The 19,372-nt window shown below is 66.9% G+C and carries 16 protein-coding genes; 12 read left to right on the plus strand and 4 right to left on the minus strand.

The genetic code is table 11. The features are described from left to right. Positions 1–19: 19 nt before the first annotated feature. Positions 20–760, minus strand: a complete 741-nt coding sequence (gene phnF, locus HY57_RS00270; RefSeq protein WP_019464463.1) for a phosphonate metabolism transcriptional regulator PhnF — start codon at positions 758–760, stop codon at positions 20–22. A gap of 62 nt (positions 761–822) precedes the next feature. Between phnF and HY57_RS00275 the strand changes: the two genes are divergently transcribed. From HY57_RS00275 to HY57_RS00285, 3 genes are all read left to right on the plus strand, one after another. After that, positions 823–2,004, plus strand: coding sequence for an alpha-D-ribose 1-methylphosphonate 5-triphosphate diphosphatase (locus HY57_RS00275; RefSeq protein ID WP_200873894.1), 1,182 nt, complete (start codon positions 823–825; stop codon positions 2,002–2,004). 366 nt (positions 2,005–2,370) lie between these two features. Then, a complete protein-coding gene (locus HY57_RS00280) occupies positions 2,371–5,064 on the plus strand; it encodes a TonB-dependent receptor (protein ID WP_019464465.1) in 2,694 nt (897 codons plus the stop codon). A 271-nt stretch (positions 5,065–5,335) separates the two neighbouring features. Beyond that, complete coding sequence (locus tag HY57_RS00285) at positions 5,336–7,321, plus strand: tetratricopeptide repeat-containing sulfotransferase family protein (RefSeq protein ID WP_019464466.1); 1,986 nt, start codon at positions 5,336–5,338, stop codon at positions 7,319–7,321. Positions 7,322–7,507: 186 nt separating this feature from the next. Here the strand turns inward: HY57_RS00285 and HY57_RS00290 are convergent, their stop codons facing one another. From HY57_RS00290 to HY57_RS00300, 3 genes are all read right to left on the minus strand, one after another. Next, the gene (locus HY57_RS00290) at positions 7,508–7,846 is read right to left on the minus strand and encodes a cupin domain-containing protein (protein ID WP_235186596.1); all 339 of its coding nucleotides are present in this window, start codon (positions 7,844–7,846) and stop codon (positions 7,508–7,510) included. Between the two features lie 29 nt (positions 7,847–7,875). Further along, positions 7,876–8,886, minus strand: a complete 1,011-nt coding sequence (locus HY57_RS00295; protein WP_019463987.1) for a TlpA family protein disulfide reductase — start codon at positions 8,884–8,886, stop codon at positions 7,876–7,878. A 91-nt stretch (positions 8,887–8,977) separates the two neighbouring features. After that, positions 8,978–10,426, minus strand: coding sequence for a PLP-dependent aminotransferase family protein (locus HY57_RS00300; RefSeq protein WP_019463986.1), 1,449 nt, complete (start codon positions 10,424–10,426; stop codon positions 8,978–8,980). Between the two features lie 110 nt (positions 10,427–10,536). Between HY57_RS00300 and HY57_RS00305 the strand changes: the two genes are divergently transcribed. From HY57_RS00305 to prmA, 9 genes are all read left to right on the plus strand, one after another. Further along, a complete protein-coding gene (locus HY57_RS00305; protein WP_019463985.1) occupies positions 10,537–11,235 on the plus strand; it encodes a glutathione binding-like protein in 699 nt (232 codons plus the stop codon). Positions 11,236–11,498: 263 nt separating this feature from the next. After that, positions 11,499–12,413 (plus strand): DMT family transporter, encoded by a 915-nt coding sequence (locus HY57_RS00310; RefSeq protein WP_019463984.1) that lies wholly within the window; start codon positions 11,499–11,501, stop codon positions 12,411–12,413. 99 nt (positions 12,414–12,512) lie between these two features. After that, a complete protein-coding gene (locus HY57_RS00315; RefSeq protein WP_019463983.1) occupies positions 12,513–14,717 on the plus strand; it encodes a protein-disulfide reductase DsbD family protein in 2,205 nt (734 codons plus the stop codon). Then, positions 14,714–15,268, plus strand: coding sequence for a TlpA family protein disulfide reductase (locus tag HY57_RS00320; RefSeq protein ID WP_026033710.1), 555 nt, complete (start codon positions 14,714–14,716; stop codon positions 15,266–15,268). Before HY57_RS00315 ends, HY57_RS00320 begins: the two co-directional genes overlap by 4 nt. A gap of 151 nt (positions 15,269–15,419) precedes the next feature. Continuing rightward, a complete protein-coding gene (gene aroQ, locus HY57_RS00325; RefSeq protein WP_019463981.1) occupies positions 15,420–15,878 on the plus strand; it encodes a type II 3-dehydroquinate dehydratase in 459 nt (152 codons plus the stop codon). Positions 15,879–15,947: 69 nt separating this feature from the next. Then, positions 15,948–16,406, plus strand: coding sequence for an acetyl-CoA carboxylase biotin carboxyl carrier protein (accB, locus tag HY57_RS00330; protein ID WP_019463980.1), 459 nt, complete (start codon positions 15,948–15,950; stop codon positions 16,404–16,406). Positions 16,407–16,427: 21 nt separating this feature from the next. After that, positions 16,428–17,795 (plus strand): acetyl-CoA carboxylase biotin carboxylase subunit, encoded by a 1,368-nt coding sequence (gene accC / locus HY57_RS00335; RefSeq protein ID WP_026033709.1) that lies wholly within the window; start codon positions 16,428–16,430, stop codon positions 17,793–17,795. A 50-nt stretch (positions 17,796–17,845) separates the two neighbouring features. Continuing rightward, a complete protein-coding gene (locus HY57_RS00340; RefSeq protein ID WP_019463978.1) occupies positions 17,846–18,211 on the plus strand; it encodes a DUF7716 domain-containing protein in 366 nt (121 codons plus the stop codon). Positions 18,212–18,450: 239 nt separating this feature from the next. Further along, positions 18,451–19,350, plus strand: coding sequence for a 50S ribosomal protein L11 methyltransferase (gene prmA, locus HY57_RS00345; protein ID WP_019463977.1), 900 nt, complete (start codon positions 18,451–18,453; stop codon positions 19,348–19,350). Positions 19,351–19,372: the final 22 nt, after the last annotated feature.

The following is a 19,372-nucleotide window of genomic DNA, read 5'->3' on the forward strand; positions in this document are numbered from 1 at the left end:
GCCACCGATGCCCTGAATCTCAACGCTCGGCGGTCGACAGCACCAACTGCACACGCTCCGCCGCGAAACAGGTCAGCCCGTACTGCACGGGCTGATTCTGTCCATCCACATTGAGCGATTCCACTTCCAGCACCGGCAGCTCCGGCGACTGGTCCAGCACGCGCGCCGTAGCGGTGCCCGCCAGGCGCGCCGTCACGCGGGTATAACTGCGGAAATATTCGGCGACGCCAAACTCCGCCAACGTGCGGCTCACCGACCCCGTCCGCTGAAACACTTCGCCAAGCCGGGGAAACCGCGCCACGGAAAACCACGCCTGGCTGTGATCGAGCACGCGCCCTTCGGCGTAGGCGGACGATTCGATCCACCATGCGCGCTCGCCACGCGCCAGCGCCAGCGACTCGGCGACGCGCTGCGGCGGCATCACCAGCGCCGTCCCCAGCACCTTGTTCCCCGAACTCACGTTGAGGCTGTTCATGTTGCGACTGAAGCTGGTGCGACGGCCGATGGCGTAGTCGTAGCACTCTTCCCGCACGCGCAGGCCGCGACCTGTATCGGCATGGATCGCGCCGCGTTCCTCCAGCGCGTCGAGCGCGCGGCGCACGGTATGCCGGTTCACCTGGAGCTGGCGCGCCAGCTCCAGCGCCGAGGGCAGCTTGGCGCCGCCGCGTAGCTGGCCGCTGCGGATCTGCTGCAAGACCTGTTGTTCGATCTGTCGCCACACCGGCATGTCGCACGACCGGTCCGGTGGCTGGAAGCGCATTGCCATCATTCCTGCATGTTCCTGGCCCAGACTGGCAGGCGGTAGTTTGAATCCGGACGAGTATGGGCAGGCCAGTTTTCGCGGAAATGACATCGGCGCGGGACGATTCATGGTGCATTGCAAGGGCGCGGCTGGTCCTGCCCGACGGGGTGGTCCTGGGTGGCGTCGAGATCCGGGGGAACCGTATCGCACGCCTCTGGCGCGGCGATGAGAGGCCCGCTGGCGCCATCGATTTCGAAGGCGATTTCCTGCTGCCCGGCCTGATCGAACTGCACACCGACAACCTCGAAAAGCACCTGCTTCCTCGCGCCGGCGCGGCCTGGCCGGCCCTGCCCGCCATGCTCGCGCACGACGCCCAGCTGCTGGCCGCCGGCATCACCACCGTGCTGGATGCCATGGCGCTGGGCGACCTGGAGGAGGACGGCGGGCGCATCGGCACGCTGCGCAACGCACTCGCCGCGCTCGACGAAGCGCGCGATCACGACCTGCTGCGTTGCGAACACTATCTGCACCTGCGCTGCGAGCTGAGCTGGCCGGGACTGCCGGCTCTGGTGGAACCACTGATGACCCGCAAGGACCTGCGCCTGCTGTCGCTGATGGATCACACCCCGGGCCAGCGCCAGTACCACGACGTGCGCCAGTACCGCACGTACTACAGCCGCAGTGGCATCACCTGGAGCGACGAGGAATTCACCGCCGTGCTGGAAGAGCGCCGCGTGCAGCAAGGCCAGCATCGCGACCTGCAGCTGGCCGGCGTCATGCAGTTGGCCCGCCGCCATGGCCTGCTGGTTGCCAGCCACGACGACACGGACGTCGCCCATGTGGACGAGGCCGTCGCCGTGGGTGCGCGCATCAGTGAGTTTCCCACCACGCTGGCCGCGGCCCACGCGGCGCGCGAGCACGGCCTGCACATCGTCGCCGGCGCCAGCAACCTGGTGCGCGGCGGTTCGCACGCGGGCAATGTCGCGGCAATCGCGCTGGCGCGCGCGGGTTGCCTGGACATTCTTTCCTCCGACTACATGCCGACCAGCCTGCTGCAGGGTGCGTTCATTCTGCACGAGCAGGCCGGGTGGACGCTGGCCGAGGCCATCGCCACCATCACCGCCACGCCGGCCACCGTGCTCGGCTTCCACGACCGGGGCCGCCTCGACAGCGGCCTGCGCGCCGACCTGCTGCGCGTGCGCATGCATCGTTCGCAGCCTGTGGTGCGTTCGGCATGGGTGGCGGGTGAGCAGAGGCTTTGAGGGCTTGTTCAACGTCTTCGCTCAACCCGCAGCAAACCGACAACCAGCCCTCACCGTCATCCCCGCGAAGGCGGGGATCCAGCGACTTTCGGTTTACCGCGGCGCATAAAGGCACTGGATCCCCGCCTTCGCGGGGATGACAGTGAGGCTCCCACGAGGCGTCGTTTGAAACTCGAGCGGGCTGCGAGGCAGCATCAGAGCTACCGGAGCACCGCAAGTTCCAACGCCTTAGGAAAGGCATAGACAACACCCAAAAGTTGCCTAGTCCGAGTCATTCGCATTTCACCCGCCCTCCCTAGCCTTCGCCCATCGCAGCACTAGGCCTGCCGACGCCGTTCGGCCATAACAACCTCCGGGGAGAGCATCTTGAAGATCAATCCAATCACTTGCGCGGTGCTCGCCGCGCTTGCGGTCGCTCGCGTGTCCTACGCCGACGAAGCCGCCACGCCGGCCGCTCCGCCGCCGGCACCGGCGACGGATGCAGCGACGGTGTCCACGCTCGGCTCGATCACCGTCACGGCGCAGCACGCCAACGAGGCCATGCAGGACGTGCCGATCACCATGCAGGCCTTCAGCGGCACCACCCTGCAGCAGCTCCACGTCGACACCTTCGATGACATCATCCGGTACCTGCCGAACGTGACGTTCGCCGAGAACGGTCCGGGCCAGGGCAACATCTACATGCGCGGCCTGAGCACCGGCTTCCTCGGCAACCAGTCCAGCGCGTCGATCGCACCGTTCCCCAACGTCGCCGTGTACCTCGACGAACAGTCGATGCAGTTCCCCGCGCGCAACCTCGACGTCTACATGGTAGACATGGAGCGCGTGGAAGTGCTCGAGGGCCCGCAGGGCACGCTGTTCGGTGGCGGCGCCCAGGCCGGCGCCGTGCGTTACATCACCAACAAGCCGAACCTGGACAAGGTCGGCGGCAACGTCGAGGCGAGTACCGGCATCACCACCGGCGGCCGCCCGAACAACTCCGCCAGCGCGGTGCTGAACCTGCCGATCATTCCGGGCACGTTCGCCGTGCGCGGCGTGATCTACAACGACCATCGCGGCGGCTACATCGACAACGTGCCGGGCACGTTCACGCGCAATAACAACGACGGCGGCAACTTCTACGCCAACATCAAGCCGACCGGCGGGCTGTGCCCGAACGGCCTACCCAGCAGCACCGGCTACTGCGCCGTGCCGGGCAGCCCGGTCGCCAACAACAACGCGGTGGCGCAGAAGGACTGGAACCCGGTCGACTACCAGGGCGCCCGCCTGTCCGCGCTCTACAAGATCGACGACGACTGGAACGTGCTGATCGCACAGAGCTACCAGGAGATGGACGCGCAAGGCCAGTCGTCGACCTACCCGGTCAATTCGGACGGCCAGGCCCTGAAGCCGCTGCAGATCACCGCGTTCGCGCCGTCCTGGGACAAGGACCGCAACACCAACACCGCGTGGACGGTCAACGGCAAGATCGGCGACGTCTCGCTGGTGTACACCGGCGGCTACACCAACCGCCACATCAGCGAACAGCAGGACTACACCAACTACTCGCGCAGCGCTGGCGGCTGGTACTACAACTGCAGCGGCGGCACGGGCCTGGGCGCCGGCACCCCGCCCACCTGCTATTCCCCCGTGGGCTACTGGAACGACCAGGTCAAGAGCACGCACCTGAGCCATGAGCTGCGCTTCAGCACACCGGAAGAAAACCGCCTGCGCGCCATCGGCGGCCTGTACTACGAGGACTTCAAGATCCTCGATGACATGAACTTCAACTACAAGACGATCCCCTCGTGCACGCCGCCGAACCTTGCGTCGGCCGTCGCGGGCGGCGCGCCCTGCGTTGCCAATGTGGTGCCCTACCCCGGCACGGCGCAGATGGATCCGAGCGTGCGCGGCGATAGCACCGCGTTCGGCGAGGACGAACAGCGCGGCTATCGCCAGGTCGCGGCGTTCGGCTCGGTGTCCTACGACATCATTCCCGAGGTGCTCACCGCCACCGCGGGCACGCGCTACTACCACTACTCCGAATACCAGCGCGGCTCGCAGTATTCGACGGGCACCAACTGCGTGAACGTGCCCAACGGCCAGTGCGTGGGCGGCGACGCGACCAGCATGAACGCCGAGCATCTCGACGCCTCGTACCACGGCTTCAAGAGCCGCGCCAACCTGGTGTGGCATATCACGCCTGATGCGATGGTCTACTACACCTTCTCGCAGGGCTTCCGCCCCGGTGCGTTCAACCGCACCACCAAGAACGTTGCCAAGGGTCCGGACGGCCCGCAGTACCGCAAGCCGCTCAGCTACGCACCGGACTCCCTCACCAACAACGAGATCGGCTTCAAGACCACGTTCTTCGACGACCGCCTGCTGCTCAACGGCTCGCTGTACCACATGAAGTGGGACAACGTGCAGATGCAGTTCTTCAACCCGCTGGTGCTTGGCAACACCACGTTCGGCGTCAACGGCCCGAACTACAAGGTGGACGGCATCGAGCTGCAGTTCGAGGGCCGCGTCACCGATGGGCTGACCCTGATGGGCTCGGGTTCGTACAACAAGTCCAAGCAGACCAACTCGCCCTGCCTGGTCGGCAACATCCCGAACACGCCGTCCTACGGCGCGTGCATCACCCAGGTGGTGATCGCCGGCCAGGGCCTGCAGCCGTTCGAGAATCCGTTCGGCGCGGCCGGCAGCGTGCCGGCGTTCTCCCCGCGCTCGCAGTTCAACCTGCGCGCCCGCTACGACTGGACCCTCAATGGCGGGTACAAGGCGTTCGCCATGGCCGGCGCCAGCCACACGGGCTCGATGTACAACCAGCCGGCTACCTACCCCAGCGGCGAGGGCGTGCTGTATCCGACCACGGTGGACCTGCGCTACCTGCAGGAGGGCTACACCACCTATGACGCTTCGGTGGGCATCGCCAAGGATGCCTGGGACCTGTCCCTGTATGGCACCAACTTGAGCAACAGCCACGCCAGCGTGTTCACCTCGTCGGCGCAGTTCATCAAGTCGGAAGTGCCGCTGCGTCCGCGCGTGGTCGGGGTGAAGTTCGGGTTCAAGTTCTGAGAACCCGTACGGAATCCCGTTTGACTTTGCAGTAGACGGACATCTCCCTCACCGTCATCCCCGCGAAAGCGGGGATCCAGTGCCTCTAAGCGTCTCAGAATGCCGAAAGTCGCTGGATCCCCGCTCTTGCCCCCTTTTGCGGGGTTCGCGGGGATGACGGCGAGGTTCTGACATCTCGCCGTCGCAGATCAGAGCGAGCATGACGCCGGACAATTGCTCCTCTTCTATCAACAGATCACGCATGAACGCCCTCCCCGCCGAAACACCCCTCATGTCCGTCGAACAACAGGTTTTCGAGATACGCCGGCTACAGGGGGCAGGCGAGCATGCACAGGCACTGGCGGAGGCCACGGCCCTGCGGGTCGAAGTGCCCGAGAATCGCGATGTGCTTCACGCCATCGCCAAGAGCCAGCGCCATCTCGGCAGGATCGACGACGCGCTGCGAACACTTGCCGAGCTGGAACGCGGACACCCTGTTTACAGCCGGCTCCACGAAGAACGCGGCCATTGCCACGTCGTCCGCCGCGATGCACCGCAAGCCATCGATGCGCTGCTGCGGGCGGTCAACATCAATCCCGCGCTTCCTTCGAGCTGGAACCTTCTCGAAGGTCTTTACCGCATGACCGGCGACCATGCCAATGCGGCGACGGCAGCCTCGCACGTGAGCATCCTCAAGCGCCTCGCGCCCGAGGTCGTGCAGGCAACCAGCCTGTTTTCGGACGGCGAGCTGACCGGGGCCGAACAGGTCATCCGCCCTTATCTGCAGCGCGTCGGCAACGACATCGAAGGCATGCGCCTGCTGGCCCGCATTGCCGTGGCGCGCGATGTGCTGGACGACGCCGAGATTCTGCTCACTGCGGTCCTCGACATCGCCCCCGACTTTCATGCCGCGCGCTTCGATTACGCCAAGGTGCTGTTCGAACGGCATCTGTACCAGCGCGCCCGCAACGAGATGGAAACCTTGCTGGCGATGGACCCCCAACACCCCGACTACCGTGCGCTGCATGCCAGTGCCTGCGTCGGCCTGGGCGAGCACGAACGCGCCATCGGCCTGTACCGCGCACTGCTCCGCGACGTGCCGGGCGCGGCGGACCTGCACTTGTCCCTTGCACACGCGTTGAAGACTCAGGGCCTGCGCAGCGAGGCCATCGACGCCTACCACGCCGCCATCGCCGCGCGCCCCGGCTTTGGCGATGCGTACTGGAGCCTGGCGAACCTCAAGACATATCGTTTTGCCGACGCCGACATCGAGCGCATGGCGGCCGCCGAGGCCCTGCCGGAGACGCCGGCGCTGGATCGCTATCACCTGTGCTTTGCGCTCGGCAAAGCTTACGAAGATCGCGGCGAGTACGACGCATCGTGGTGGCACTACGAGCGTGGCAACGCTCTCAAGCGCGCGGAAAGCCGCTATCGTCCTGAGATCATCGAAACCAATACGCACCGCCAGATCGACACCTGCACGCACACGTTCTTCGCCAGCCGCGCAGGCGTGGGCGATCCCAGCCCCGACCCGATCTTCATCGTCGGCCTGCCGCGCGCCGGCTCCACGCTGCTGGAACAGATCCTCGCCTCGCATTCGCAGGTGGACGGTACGCAGGAGCTCGCCGACATTCCGCGCATCGTGCTCGACCTGCAGGGGCGCGAGCCGGACCTGGACGACCCGCGCTACCCCGGCGTGCTTGCCGACATGTCGCCGGAGGATTTTCGCCAACTGGGCGAGAAGTACCTGCGCGAGACACGTACCTATCGCGGCGATGCGCCCCGCTTCATCGACAAGATGCCGAACAACTTCCGGCACCTTGGCCTGATCCACCTGATGTTTCCCAACGCGACGATCATCGACGCACGGCGTGAACCCATGGCCTGCTGCTTCAGCAACCTCAAGCAGCTGTTCGCCAGCGGCCAGGAGTTCACCTACAGCATGGAAGACATTGCACGTTACTACCGCACGTATCTGGCGCTGATGGAACACTGGGACCGCGTGCTGCCCGGCCTCGTGCTGCGCGTGCACCACGAGGATGTGGTGGATGATCTGGAGGGCAGCGTTCGGCGCATTCTGGATTTCTGCGGCCTGCCATACGAAGCCTCGTGCCTTGAGTTCCACAAGACGGAACGCAGCGTGCGCACCGCCAGCTCGGAGCAGGTGCGCCGGCCGATCTTCCGTGATGGCATGGACCAGTGGACGAAGTATGCGGCGTACCTGGAGCCGCTCAGGGACCAACTCGGCGACGCGCTCGATCGCTATCGCCCAGGCTAAACGCTCTCCCGATCTCGGCGGGACCCAGGCGCCCCTCACCGTCATCCCCGCGAAAGCGGGGATCCAGTGCCTTTAAGCACTACCAGGTACCGAAAGTCGCTGGATCCCCGCTTTCGCGGGGATGACGGTGAGGGGTAGTGACGGCGAGGGGTGGTGCCGATACCGCGTTGACACTGCTGACGAGCCCTACTTACGCGGCGCACCCACGAACACCACCAGAAACGTAGCCGGCTCGCTACGACTCGCATTGCCGCTGACCAGATGATGCGCACCCGCCGGCTCGAACCAGCTTTCGCCTGGCGCATAGACCCGCAGTGGCTGGCCCTCCACCTGACTGCGCACGCGGCCTTGCAGCACATAGACGTAGGCATCGCGATCATGCGAATGCGGTCGTGATGATTCGCCCGGTGCATACGTCACGCGCAGCGCTTCCAGTGACTGCCCCGGCGCACGCGTCAGCGCCGCCGTGAGCAAGGACTCGTCCTGCGTCGCCATGACCGGCGCCGCCACGGCGAGCGCCATCATGCAGAGGAAACCCCGCGCGGCGCGCATGGTCAGTGCACCGAGGCAACGGGCTGCGGCGACGGCAGCGCGGCGTCGACGTCCTCGCTACGGCGCAGCACCTTGCCCTGCGCATCCAGCACGATCACCGTCGGCACGTGCATCACGCGGAAGCGGCGGAACAAGGCGCCCGTGTCGTCCAGCGCCAGCGGCATGGTCATGTGGTGTTCGCGCTGGTAGTCGGCCAGTTCGTCATGGCTGGCCCACAGGCCCGAGGCGATGCCCAGCCAGCGCGCATGATTGTCGCGCGCCAGCACGTCGGCACGTTCACGGGCCGTGCGGCAGCTTTGCGCCATCGCGGGACGGCTCTTGGCCAGGTACGACTCGCACCACGGCGACAGGAACAGCAGCACGGTCGGCTGTCCCGGCGTGGCGCCGAAGGCTGGCAACGCCTTTCCATCCAGCGTGCGCACGTCGAAGGCGGGCACGCGGTCGCCGACGTCGTAGTGCGGCTCGTCCTTCGGCACGGCGGCCGCAGCGACTTGGCCCGGCGAGCTGCTGCGCGCCTGCGCCAGCGCGGCGTCCAGCTTGTCGTTCGCCTCATGCCCCACGTAGAGGATGCGACCGTCGCGACCGATCACGACGTGCTGCGGTGTCACGCGCAGGTGGAAGGCCTCGCCCAGCGAGCCGTCGTCGAACACGAGAGGCATGCTGAGCCCGAGCTGCTTCTGCACCTTGCGTACTTCCTCGACGCTGTCGTCGAAGCCCACGTCGATGCCGATGACCACCATGTCCGGTCCCGCTTCTTCGTAGGCATGCTCGAAGTGCGGCATTTGCTGGCGGCAGGGCACGCACCAGGTGGCCCAGAATTTCAGGTAGACGGCCTTTTTGCCGTACAGCGCCCCCAAATCGATGGTCGGGCCGTCGATGGTCTTGAGCACCATGCGCGGCGCGGGCTGGCCGATCAGGCTGCGGCCTGCCGTTTCGGCGCGCGACTGGCCGGATTCCGCAGCATGGACCAGGGCACAGGACAACAACAGGCAAAGCAGGGCGAGGTAACGCACGGGAGGCATCCTTGGAGGGGAGGCCTCGCATGCTCCTCCGCGACGCAGTGGCCGGACAGATCCAGTTGCTGCGGAAACGAAGGAACCAGCGTCAGTGCGGCCGGTACACCTCGAGCAACCGGGCCAGCAGGCGTGCGGCTTCATCCATGCGCGTTGCCGGGATGCCGCCCAGGCCAAACACCAGGCCGTTGGGCTGGTGCTCACCCACGGCGTAGTCGCCCAGCGCTTCGATGCGCATGTCCCTGGCTGCCGCATCCTTGACCAGCTGGCTTGCCGCCACCGGCCAGCGCAGCGCCGCGGCGATGTGCAGCCCGGCATCGGATGCCAGCGGACGCAAGGCTTCGCCGGCATGGCGCGACAGGCCATCGAGCAGGGCCTCGCGGCGCTCCGCATAGATGCGCCGCATCTTGCGCACATGCCGGGCGAGATGGCCCTCGGCGATGAACAAGGCCAGCGTGTCCTGCGCGACCAGGTCGCTGTGCCGGTCCACGAGTTGCCGCACGCTGCCCAGCGCGGCCATGGCCCAGGCCGGTGCCACCACGTAGCCCAGGCGCAGGGCCGGGAACAGGCTTTTGGAAAAGGTGCCTACGTAGAACACCGAGCCGTCGCGATCCAGCGTCTGCAGCGCATCGAGCGGGCGCCCGCCGTAGCGGAACTCGCCGTCGTAGTCGTCCTCCACGATCACGGCGCCCTGCCGTCGCGCAAAATCCAGCAACGCGGCGCGGCGTGCCGGCGACATCGCCATGCCGGAGGGAAACTGGTGCGAAGGTGTGACGTAGATGACGCGGGCATCGGGCGGAATCCGCTCGACGATCAGGCCTTCATCGTCGAGCGGCACTGGCACCACGTTGGCGCCGGCAGCCTCGAACGCCGCGCGCAACGGCGGGTAGCCGGGATCTTCCACCGCCACCACCGTGCGCCCGGTCGTCACCAGGATGCGCGCCAGCAGATCGAACGCCTGCTGTGCGCCGCCGGTCACCATGATGTCCGCGGCGCTGCAGGTCACGGCGCGCGTGAACGACACGTGCCCCGCAATCGCCTCGCGCAACGCTGCACGCCCCTCGACGGCGTCGTAGGCGCACATGGCCTGGCCAAGTGTGCGCAGTGCGCGGGCGGACAGCTTGCGCCACGCCTCGAATGGAAATCGCGAGATGTCCGGCAGCCCCACGCGCAGGTCATAGCGCGCGGGCGGCAAGGCGTTCATGGGAGCAGGCACCGTGGCATCGCGCCAACGCGGCTGCAGCCTCGGCTCGACACTGGCCCCCGGCCGCGATGCGCTAGGCTGCGTGGGCCCGGCATGCGCCACCACGTAGCCCGCGCCCTGCCGCGAAACCACATAGCCTTCGCTGAGCAGCAGGTCGTACGCCGCCACCACCGTGTTGCGCGACACGCCCAGCGAGGTGGCCAGCGTGCGGGTCGACGGCAAGGTCTGGCCGGTACGCAGCCGCCCGTCCAGAATGGCCGCCCGCAGCTGCCCATGCAGCGCCTGGAGCCGGCCACGCACGGGAATATCCAGCGGGAAAGCCAGTGGTTGATCCATGCCGATATCCGGGGCGGGTTGACTGGTCCTGAAGAATTCCCGTGATCTGGATCTTTTTCAAGACCAGTGTATCCCCGACACTGGCGCCATCACCTCACGGAGCCCCCGCCATGATCGAGCTGTATTTCGCCGCCACGCCCAATGGCCTGAAGCTCAAGCTGTTCCTCGAAGAAGCTGGCCTGCCCTACTTCATCACGCCGGTGAGCCTGAGCAAGGGCGAGCAGTTCAAGCCTGAATTCCTGGCCATTTCGCCGAACAACAAGATTCCCGCCATCGTCGACCATGCCCCGGCCGGTGGCGGCGCGCCGCTCGCCGTGTTCGAGTCCGGCGCGATCATGCTGTATCTCGCGGAAAAGACTGGCCAGCTCCTGCCCAAGGACACGGCCGGCCGCGTCGAGGCGCTGGAGTGGCTGTTCTGGCAGGTCTCCGGGCTGGGCCCCATGGCGGGCCAGATCGGGCACTTCAATGTGTATGCGCCGGAGAAGGTGCCTTACGCCATCGACCGCTACACCCGCGAAGTAGCCCGCCTGTACGGCGTACTCGATCGCCGGCTGGCCGGTCGCGAATTCATTGCGGGTGAGTTCTCCCTGGCCGACATCGCCTGCTACCCCTGGATTGTGCCGCACGCGGCGCACGGCCAGGACCTGGCGGATTTTCCCCACCTGGAACGCTGGTTCATTGCCATGTCGCAGCGCCCAGCCACGCAGCGCACGTATGAAGGCGTGGAGAACGCGTACCAGCCGAAGCAGGCGCTGACGGATGAAGAACGCCGCGTGCTGTTCGGGCAGGGGGCGAAGCCGAAGGCCTGACGTACCAAAGGCATGCAGTCTGCTGACAGGTTCTGACACCATGGGCGGCTAGCCTTCCAAACAGACAGTTGCCTCTCACCTTCGTCATTCCGGCGCAGGCCGGAATCCAGTTTCCGTCGTAACAGGTTGTCGCGAGATCGGTTGCCGTCTTTCGCGAAGATCCAACAGAACCGCTACTGGATTCCGGCCTACGCCGGAATGACGAGCAAAGGCGGGGCTCCGAGTCATCGCCCCGCGAGTCCAAAACAATCACTGACACCACCATGAAAACCTCCGACATCGCCGCACTGCTGTTGCTGGGAGCCATCTGGGGCGCCTCGTTCCTGTTCATGCGCATGGGCGCGGACGAATTCGGCGGCATGGCGCTGGCCGGCATGCGCGCCATCGGCGCCGCGGTGTGTTCGATCCCCCTGCTGACGCGCACGCGGCTGGTGGAGATGCGCACGCACTGGCGCGATATCGCCATCGTCGGCATCGCCAATTCCGCGCTGCCGTTCGTGTTGTTCTCCTATGCGGCGAAGAGCCTGCCGGCGGGTGTCTCCGCCATTTCCGACGCCATCGCCCCGCTGCTGGTGGCGCTGTCGGGCTGGATGCTGCTGGGCGAGAAGCTGAGCGCCACGCAGGCCAGCGGCCTGCTGGTCGGTTTCACCGGCGTGGTGTGGCTGGTGCTGGGCACCGTGGGTGTCAACGGCCATGCGCATGCGACAGGCTGGGCCATGGCCGCCTGCCTGGGCGCCAATGTCTGCTACACCTTCGGCGCCCACTACAGCCATCGCCGCCTGCGCAGTGGCGTCACGCCGCTCAGCGTCGCCACCGGCAGCCAGCTGGCCGCGGCCCTGCTGTTGCTGCCGCTCACGATCTGGATGTGGCCCACCCACACGCCGGGCTGGACCTCGTGGCTGGCGGTGTTGGGCCTGGCGGCCATCTGCACGTCGCTCGCCTACGTGCTGTTCTACGGATTGATGGCCCGCGTCGGCGCCTCGCGCAGCATGGTGGTGATGTTCCTTATCCCGGTCTTTGGCGTGATGTGGGGCCTCTTGTTCCTGCACGAGCCGGTGACGCTGGCGATGGCGGGTGGCTGCGTGGTGATCCTGCTGGGCGTCGCGCTCACCACCGGCATGCTGCGCCCGCGTAACCGCGGCAGCGCCCTGGACGAAGTACTGACCGAACGCGCCTGAATCTTGCTGGTCCCTCCCCGGCCAGCCTGAATCGTCGGGCTGCGCCATAATCCTGGTTCGCCTGTGCCGTGGCACGGGCCTCTCCATCCTGGAGCCGCAATGCGCCTGATCCATCCCGGCCGCCTGGCCGCCCGTTTCCTTACCCTGCTCTGCCTGCTGGCGCCGGTTGCGCCCGCGCTGGCGCAGGACGACCTCGACGGCCTGCTGCCGGTCACCGAGGCCTACAAGCTCACCGCCGACGCGTCCGCGCCCGGCGTGGTGAAGCTGCACTGGACCATCGCGCCCGACTACTACCTCTATCGCGGCCGCATGAAGTTCAAGGCCGCCGACGGCGTCAGCCTGGGCGAGGCGCAGCTGCCCGATGGCGAGAAGCATCACGACGAGTACCTCGGCGATGTGGAGACCTACCACCACGGCGTCGATGCCACGCTGCCCTACACGGTCGCGGCCGGCACGACGGAGCTGAAGCTCAGCGTGCAATACCAGGGCTGCCACGAGGTGGATCCGAAGATCTGCTATCCGCCGCATACCGAACAGCTGACGCTGCCGTTGCCAGCGACGGCCGCCAAGGCGGGCGCGGGCGACCTGGGCGCAGCGCTGGGCAAGCTCGGCTCGAATCGCGGTGGCGGCGACGGCGCGGCCCTGCCGGCCGAGCAGGCGTTCCACCTGGAAGCCATCGCCAAGGATCGCCAGCACCTGCTGCTGCGCTGGACCATGGCCAAGGGCTACTACCTCTACCGCGACCAGACCACGCTGAAGCTCAAGGACACCGGCGGATTGTCGCTGGCCAGGCCCGAGTGGCCGGCCGGCGTGGAACACGAGGACGCCCACTTCGGCAAGACCACGGTGTTTTTCGACCAGGTCGAGGTGCCCGTCGCCATCGAGGGTGATACCGCTGGCCGCAACGCCGTGAACCTCGACGCCAGTTTCCAGGGCTGCCAGGACGGCGGCATCTGCTATCCGCTGATGACGCGCGCACTGTCCATTGAACTGAGCGGTGCCGCGCCGACCAGCGGCGCCGTGGCAGAGCCCGCGCCGGAAATGCCGCCGGCCAACCTGGCCCAGGGCCCGCTGGAAGTAAGCCTGCTCACCGCGCTGCTGCTCGCTCTTGGCGGCGGCCTGGTGCTCAACCTGATGCCGTGCGTGCTGCCGGTGCTGTCGATCAAGGCGGTGGGCATGCTGGAAAGCGGCGAAAGCCCCGCCAAAGCACGCTCACATGCCTTGTTCTATACGGCCGGCGTACTGAGCAGCTTCGCGCTGATCGGCATCGCCATCGTGGCCCTGCGTTCGGCCGGCCACGCGCTGGGCTGGGGCGCTCAGCTGCAGCAGCCGGTGGTGGTGGGCGTGCTGGCCTGCGTGATGTTCGCCGTGGGCCTGTCGATGTCGGGCATGGTGCAGTTCGGCACCTCGCTGGGCAATGTCGGCTCGTCGCTGGCCTCGCGTTCGGGCCATGCGGGCGACTTCTTCACCGGCGTGCTTGCCGTGGCGGTGGCCAGCCCGTGCACCGCGCCGTTCATGGGCAGCGCACTGGCTTACGCCTTCGCCGCACCGATGATCAACGCGCTGCTGGTGTTCCTGATGCTGGGCATCGGCCTGGCGCTGCCGTTCCTTGCGGTCGGTTTCGTGCCGGCACTGGCGCGCCTGCTGCCGCGCCCCGGCGCCTGGATGGAAACGCTGAAGCAGATCCTCGCCTTCCCCATGTACCTCACGGCCGCGTGGCTGGTGTGGGTGCTGGCGCACCAGCGCGGCGCGGATGCCGTGGGCCTGGTGCTGGTGGCGGCGGTGCTGCTGGCGGCGACGTTGTGGTGGTTCGAGCGTAGCCGTTCGCGCGGCGCGGTGAGCCGCGTGTTCGTGGTGGTGCTGGCGGCACTCACCCTCGTTCCGCTCTTCTATCTCTCGAAGGTGCAGGCACCCGCGCAGGCTGTCGTGGCAACGGATGGCGTGGTCGCCTATTCGCCGGAGAAACTCGCCGAACTGCGCAAGGCCGGCACCCCGGTGTTCGTGGACATGACGGCGGACTGGTGCGTGACCTGCAAGGCCAACGAACACGCGGTGCTCGACACCGAGGCGTTCCGCGAGCTACTGAAGAAGACCGGCGCGGTCTACATGAAGGGCGACTGGACTGACGTGAACCCGACCATTGCCGCCTTCCTGCAGCAGTACCACTCGCCGGGCGTGCCGCTCTACGTGGTGTTCCCCAAGGACGGCGGCGAGGGCCGCAAGCTGCCAACCGTGCTGACCTCCTCGCTGGTGGAAGACGCCCTGACCAAGGCGGCAGGCAACCCGGTCGCCACTACCCCATGATGAGTCGCAGCAACGGGCTCATCCTCGGCGCCGCCGTACTGGCGGCGGCCGTCGGCGGCTGGCTGCAACACGCCAGCCAGCGCGCCCGCGTACCGGAAGGGGTACAAGTGGCCGAACCGGGCGAGATCGTCCCCGATCTCGCGCTGACCGGGCTGGATGGCAAGGAGCATCGCCTTTCCGACTACCGTGGCCGCCGCGTGCTGCTCAACTTCTGGGCAAGCTGGTGCGGCCCCTGCCTCAAGGAAATGCCTGCGTTGGTACAAGCGCAGGCGAACGTCGGCGAACACGCCGGCAAGTGGGGACCGATCATCGTCGGCGTCGCCATGGACGATCCGGCGCAGGTGCGCGCCTTCCTTGCTGCCCATCCGGTCAACTACCCCATCCTGCTGGGCCGCCTGGACAGCCCCAGCACCTCGCTTCGCCTGGGGAACGTCGGCGAAGTGCTGCCTTACAGCGTGCTTCTGGACCAGAACGGCCGCGTGCTGTTCAGCCGGCGCGGCATGCTGGACGCCGACGACCTGAAGGCCTGGACCACGCCAGCCGCGCCCTGACGCGGTTTCGGGCGCCATACGTCGCCGGATGGTTTAACTTCAACTTCTCCTTCAAACATCGCCGAACTGCGCCGAACTGGACAACATTGGCCGGGGCGCGCACACTCCGCGCCGGACACCGGCCCCGCCGGTGCAATCCTTGGATATCGGCGTGGCGAAGATCCTGGTCCTGCATGGACCCAATCTCAATCTGCTGGGCACCCGCGAGCCGGACGTCTACGGCCGCGACACGCTGGCCGATATCGACACGCTGCTGGTCCAGCGCGCCCAAGCCGCCGGACATGCCCTGGAGACGCTGCAGTCGAACGCCGAGCACGCGCTGATCGACCGCATCCACCAGGCCCGCCTGGATGGCACGGCCATCATCCTGATCAACCCGGGCGCCTTCACCCACACCAGCATCGCCCTGCGCGACGCGCTGGCGGGCGTGGCGATTCCGTTCATCGAATTGCACCTGTCCAACGTGCACGCCCGCGAGGCGTTCCGTCGGCACTCGTACCTCTCGGACATCGCCGTCGGCGTGATCTGCGGCTTCGGCGCGGACAGCTACCGGCTGGCACTGGATGCCGCACTAAACCGGCTGGATCGCGCTGGCGCGTCCGCCTCCTGAATCACGGCCCCTGAGCCCCCACTTTCCATATCCGGCCGTCACCACGGCTCCAACGAAAAGGTTTGAAACATGGACCTGCGCAAGATCAAGAAGCTCATCGACCTGCTCGAGGAATCCAACCTCGCGGAACTTGAGATCAAGGAAGGCGAAGAAGTGGTCCGTCTGTCGCGCGTGCCCAAGGGCACGGTGACCGTCGCTCCCGCCCCGGTCGCCATGCAGGCTGCCCCGGTTGCCGCCGTGCCGGTCGCAGCCCCCGCCGCCGAAGCCGCCCCGGCCGACGCCGGCCTGCCGGCTGGCCACGTGGTGAAGGCGCCGATGGTCGGCACCTTCTACGCCTCCGCCAGCCCGGGCGCCGCTGCGTTCGTCAAGGTCGGCCAGCAGGTCAAGGCCGGCGAAACGCTGGGCATCATCGAAGCGATGAAGATGTTCAACCAGATCGAGGCCGACGTGGCCGGCACCGTGAAGGCCATCCTGCTCGAGAACGGCCAGCCGGTGGAATTCGACCAGCCGATGTTCGTGATCGGCTAAGCCGGGCCACCCTCTATGCCCATGCTCGAAAAAGTCGTCATTGCCAACCGTGGTGAGATCGCGCTGCGCGTGCTGCGCGCCTGCCACAGCCTTGGCATCAAAACCGTGGCGGTGCACTCCACCGCCGACCGCAACCTCAAGCACGTCGGCCTGGCCGACGAGTCGATCTGCATCGGCCCCGCGCCGTCGGTCGACAGCTACCTCAACATCCCGCGCATCATCGCCGCGGCGGAAATCACCGACGCCCAGGCCATCCACCCGGGTTACGGCTTCCTCTCCGAGCGCGCCGACTTCGCCGAACAGGTGGAGCAGTCGGGTTTCATCTTCATCGGCCCCACGGCCGACGTGATCCGCCTGATGGGCGACAAGGTGGAAGCCATCCGCGCCATGAAGGCCGCCGGCGTGCCGTGCGTGCCCGGTTCGGGCGGCCCGCTCGGCGACAACGTCGACGAGAACATGCGCATCGCGCGTGACATCGGCTACCCGGTGATCATCAAGGCCGCCGGCGGCGGTGGTGGCCGCGGCATGCGCGTGGTGCGCACCGAGGCCCATCTGGGCAATGCCATCACCATGACCAAGCAGGAAGCGAAGGCCGCTTTCGGCAACGATCAGGTGTACATGGAGAAGTTCCTGGAGAATCCGCGCCACGTGGAAATCCAGGTACTCGCCGACGGCCAGGGCAACGCCATCCATCTCGGCGAGCGCGACTGCTCCATGCAGCGTCGCCACCAGAAGGTGGTGGAAGAGGCACCCGCGCCGGGCATCACGCCGGAACTGCGCGAGCAGATCGGCAAGGTGTGCGTGGAAGCCTGCCTGCGCATCGGCTACCGCGGCGCCGGCACGTTCGAGTTCCTCTACGAGGACGGCCGCTTCTACTTCATCGAGATGAACACTCGTATCCAGGTGGAGCATCCGGTGACGGAGCTGATCACCGGCATCGATCTGGTGCGCGAGCAGCTGCTGATCGCCGGCGGCGAGAAGCTGTCGATCCGCCAGTCGGACATCCAGATCCACGGCCACGCGATCGAGTGCCGCATCAATGCGGAAGATCCGGACAGCTTCCTGCCCTCGCCGGGCACGGTGAAGCGCTTCGAGGCGCCGGGTGGCCCGGGCGTGCGCGTGGACACCCACCTGTACGACGGCTACCGCATTCCGCCGAACTACGACTCGATGATCGGCAAGCTGATCGTGCACGGCCCGGATCGCGAAACCGCCATTGCGCGCATGCGCCTGGCGCTCGCCGAAACGGTGATCGAAGGCGTGAAGTGCAATATCCCGCTGCAGCAGCGCATCATGGCCGACGTCGGCTTCCAGCAGGGTGGGCAGAACATCCACTATCTGGAAAAGCGCATGGCCGAGCAGAAGGAAAAGGCCGCCACCGGCGGTTGATGGTTCGCCGGCGAGTCGCCCATGCGACTCGCCGGCCTGTCTTTCGAAAGATGTCCGAATTACTCACTCTCCGCGAAGCGATCGACGCCGTCACCGACGCGTTCGACCAAGGCGACGGCTGGGACCGCTACGCCTGGGTCTATATCCGCGGTCAGATCACCGAGCCCTCGTGCCGGCTGTACCTCTCGCACGTCGCCGACGAAGACGACGCACTGATCGCCGACCACGGCGAGGCGCTGCCGCCGTTCGCCGCGCAGCATCACCTGCGCCATTTCCTCGAGGCGGCGGATTTCGCCGAAGTGCTGTTCGTGCACCGGCGGCATCATCCGTCGCCCACGCTGGACGACCTGGCCCGCGCGCTGGATTACTACCGCAAGCACGACAGCTTCTTGGGCGTGCCGCCGGAGTCGTTGTAGCCCTACGACCTCAGCATGCTGTGGGAGCTCACCTTGTGAGCGATCGCGGACCGACAGACAGCCTCATTGGCAGGTTATCGCCACGTCGACCGGACATCTCGCGAAGATCGCGAGGCGAGGCACCCTGCGATGCCGCGGTCGCTCACAGGGTGAGCTCCCACAGGTGTTTCGGGCACGCCTGCCACACACCGCGCTGCCCACATCGGCGACAATGCGCGCCTAAACCGCAGGAATGCCCCATGCCCTGGCTCGAACTCTCCCTCACCATCCGCGCCGAACAGCAGCCCCGTGCCGAGGAAGCGCTGGACGATCTTGGCGCACTGTCCGTCACGCTGCAGGACGCCGATGCGGAGACACCGGACGAACAGGCCATCTTCGAGCCCGGCGTCGGCGAACTGCCGCTGTGGCCGACCATCACGCTCAACGCGCTGTTCGAGGAAGGCACGGATCGTCGCGGCCTCAGCGAAGCGCTGGGCGACCTGCTGCCCTGGCTCGAACCCGACCAGCTCCAGTTCCGCGACGTGGCCGACGAGGACTGGGAGCGCGCCTGGATGGACCAGTTCAAGCCCATGCCCTTCGGCAAGCGGCTGTGGATCTATCCGTGGAACATCGAGCCGCCAGCCGACGAGGACATCGTCGTGGTGCGCCTGGACCCCGGCCTTGCCTTCGGCAGCGGCACGCACCCGACCACCGCGCTGTGCCTGCAGTGGCTGGACAGCCTGGACCTGAAGGGCAAGACCATCACCGACTTCGGCTGCGGCTCGGGCATCCTCGCCATCGCCGCGCTCAAGCTCGGCGCCGCCAGCGCGGTGGGCGTGGACAATGATCCGCAGGCACTCACCGCATCGGCGGACAACGCCGAACGCAACGACGTCGCCGATCGCCTCGCGGTGTATCTGCCCGACGATCTCGTCGCGGAGCCTGCGGACGTTTTCATCGCCAACATCCTTGCCGGCCCGCTCGGCGAACTCGCCCCCACCTTCGCCGCCGCCGCGAAACCGGGTGCACCCTTCGCCATCTCCGGCATCCTGCTGGGCCAGGAACACGAGCTGCTGGCGCGCTACGCCGAATGGTTCGACGAACTGCGCGTGGACACGCAGGAAGACTGGGTGCGCATCAGCGGCAAGCGTCGTAGCTGAGCGACCGTTCACATCCGGCACC

Origin of the sequence: Dyella japonica A8 (genome assembly GCF_000725385.1) — a bacterium.
Taxonomy (GTDB): Bacteria; Pseudomonadota; Gammaproteobacteria; order Xanthomonadales; family Rhodanobacteraceae; genus Dyella; species Dyella japonica_C.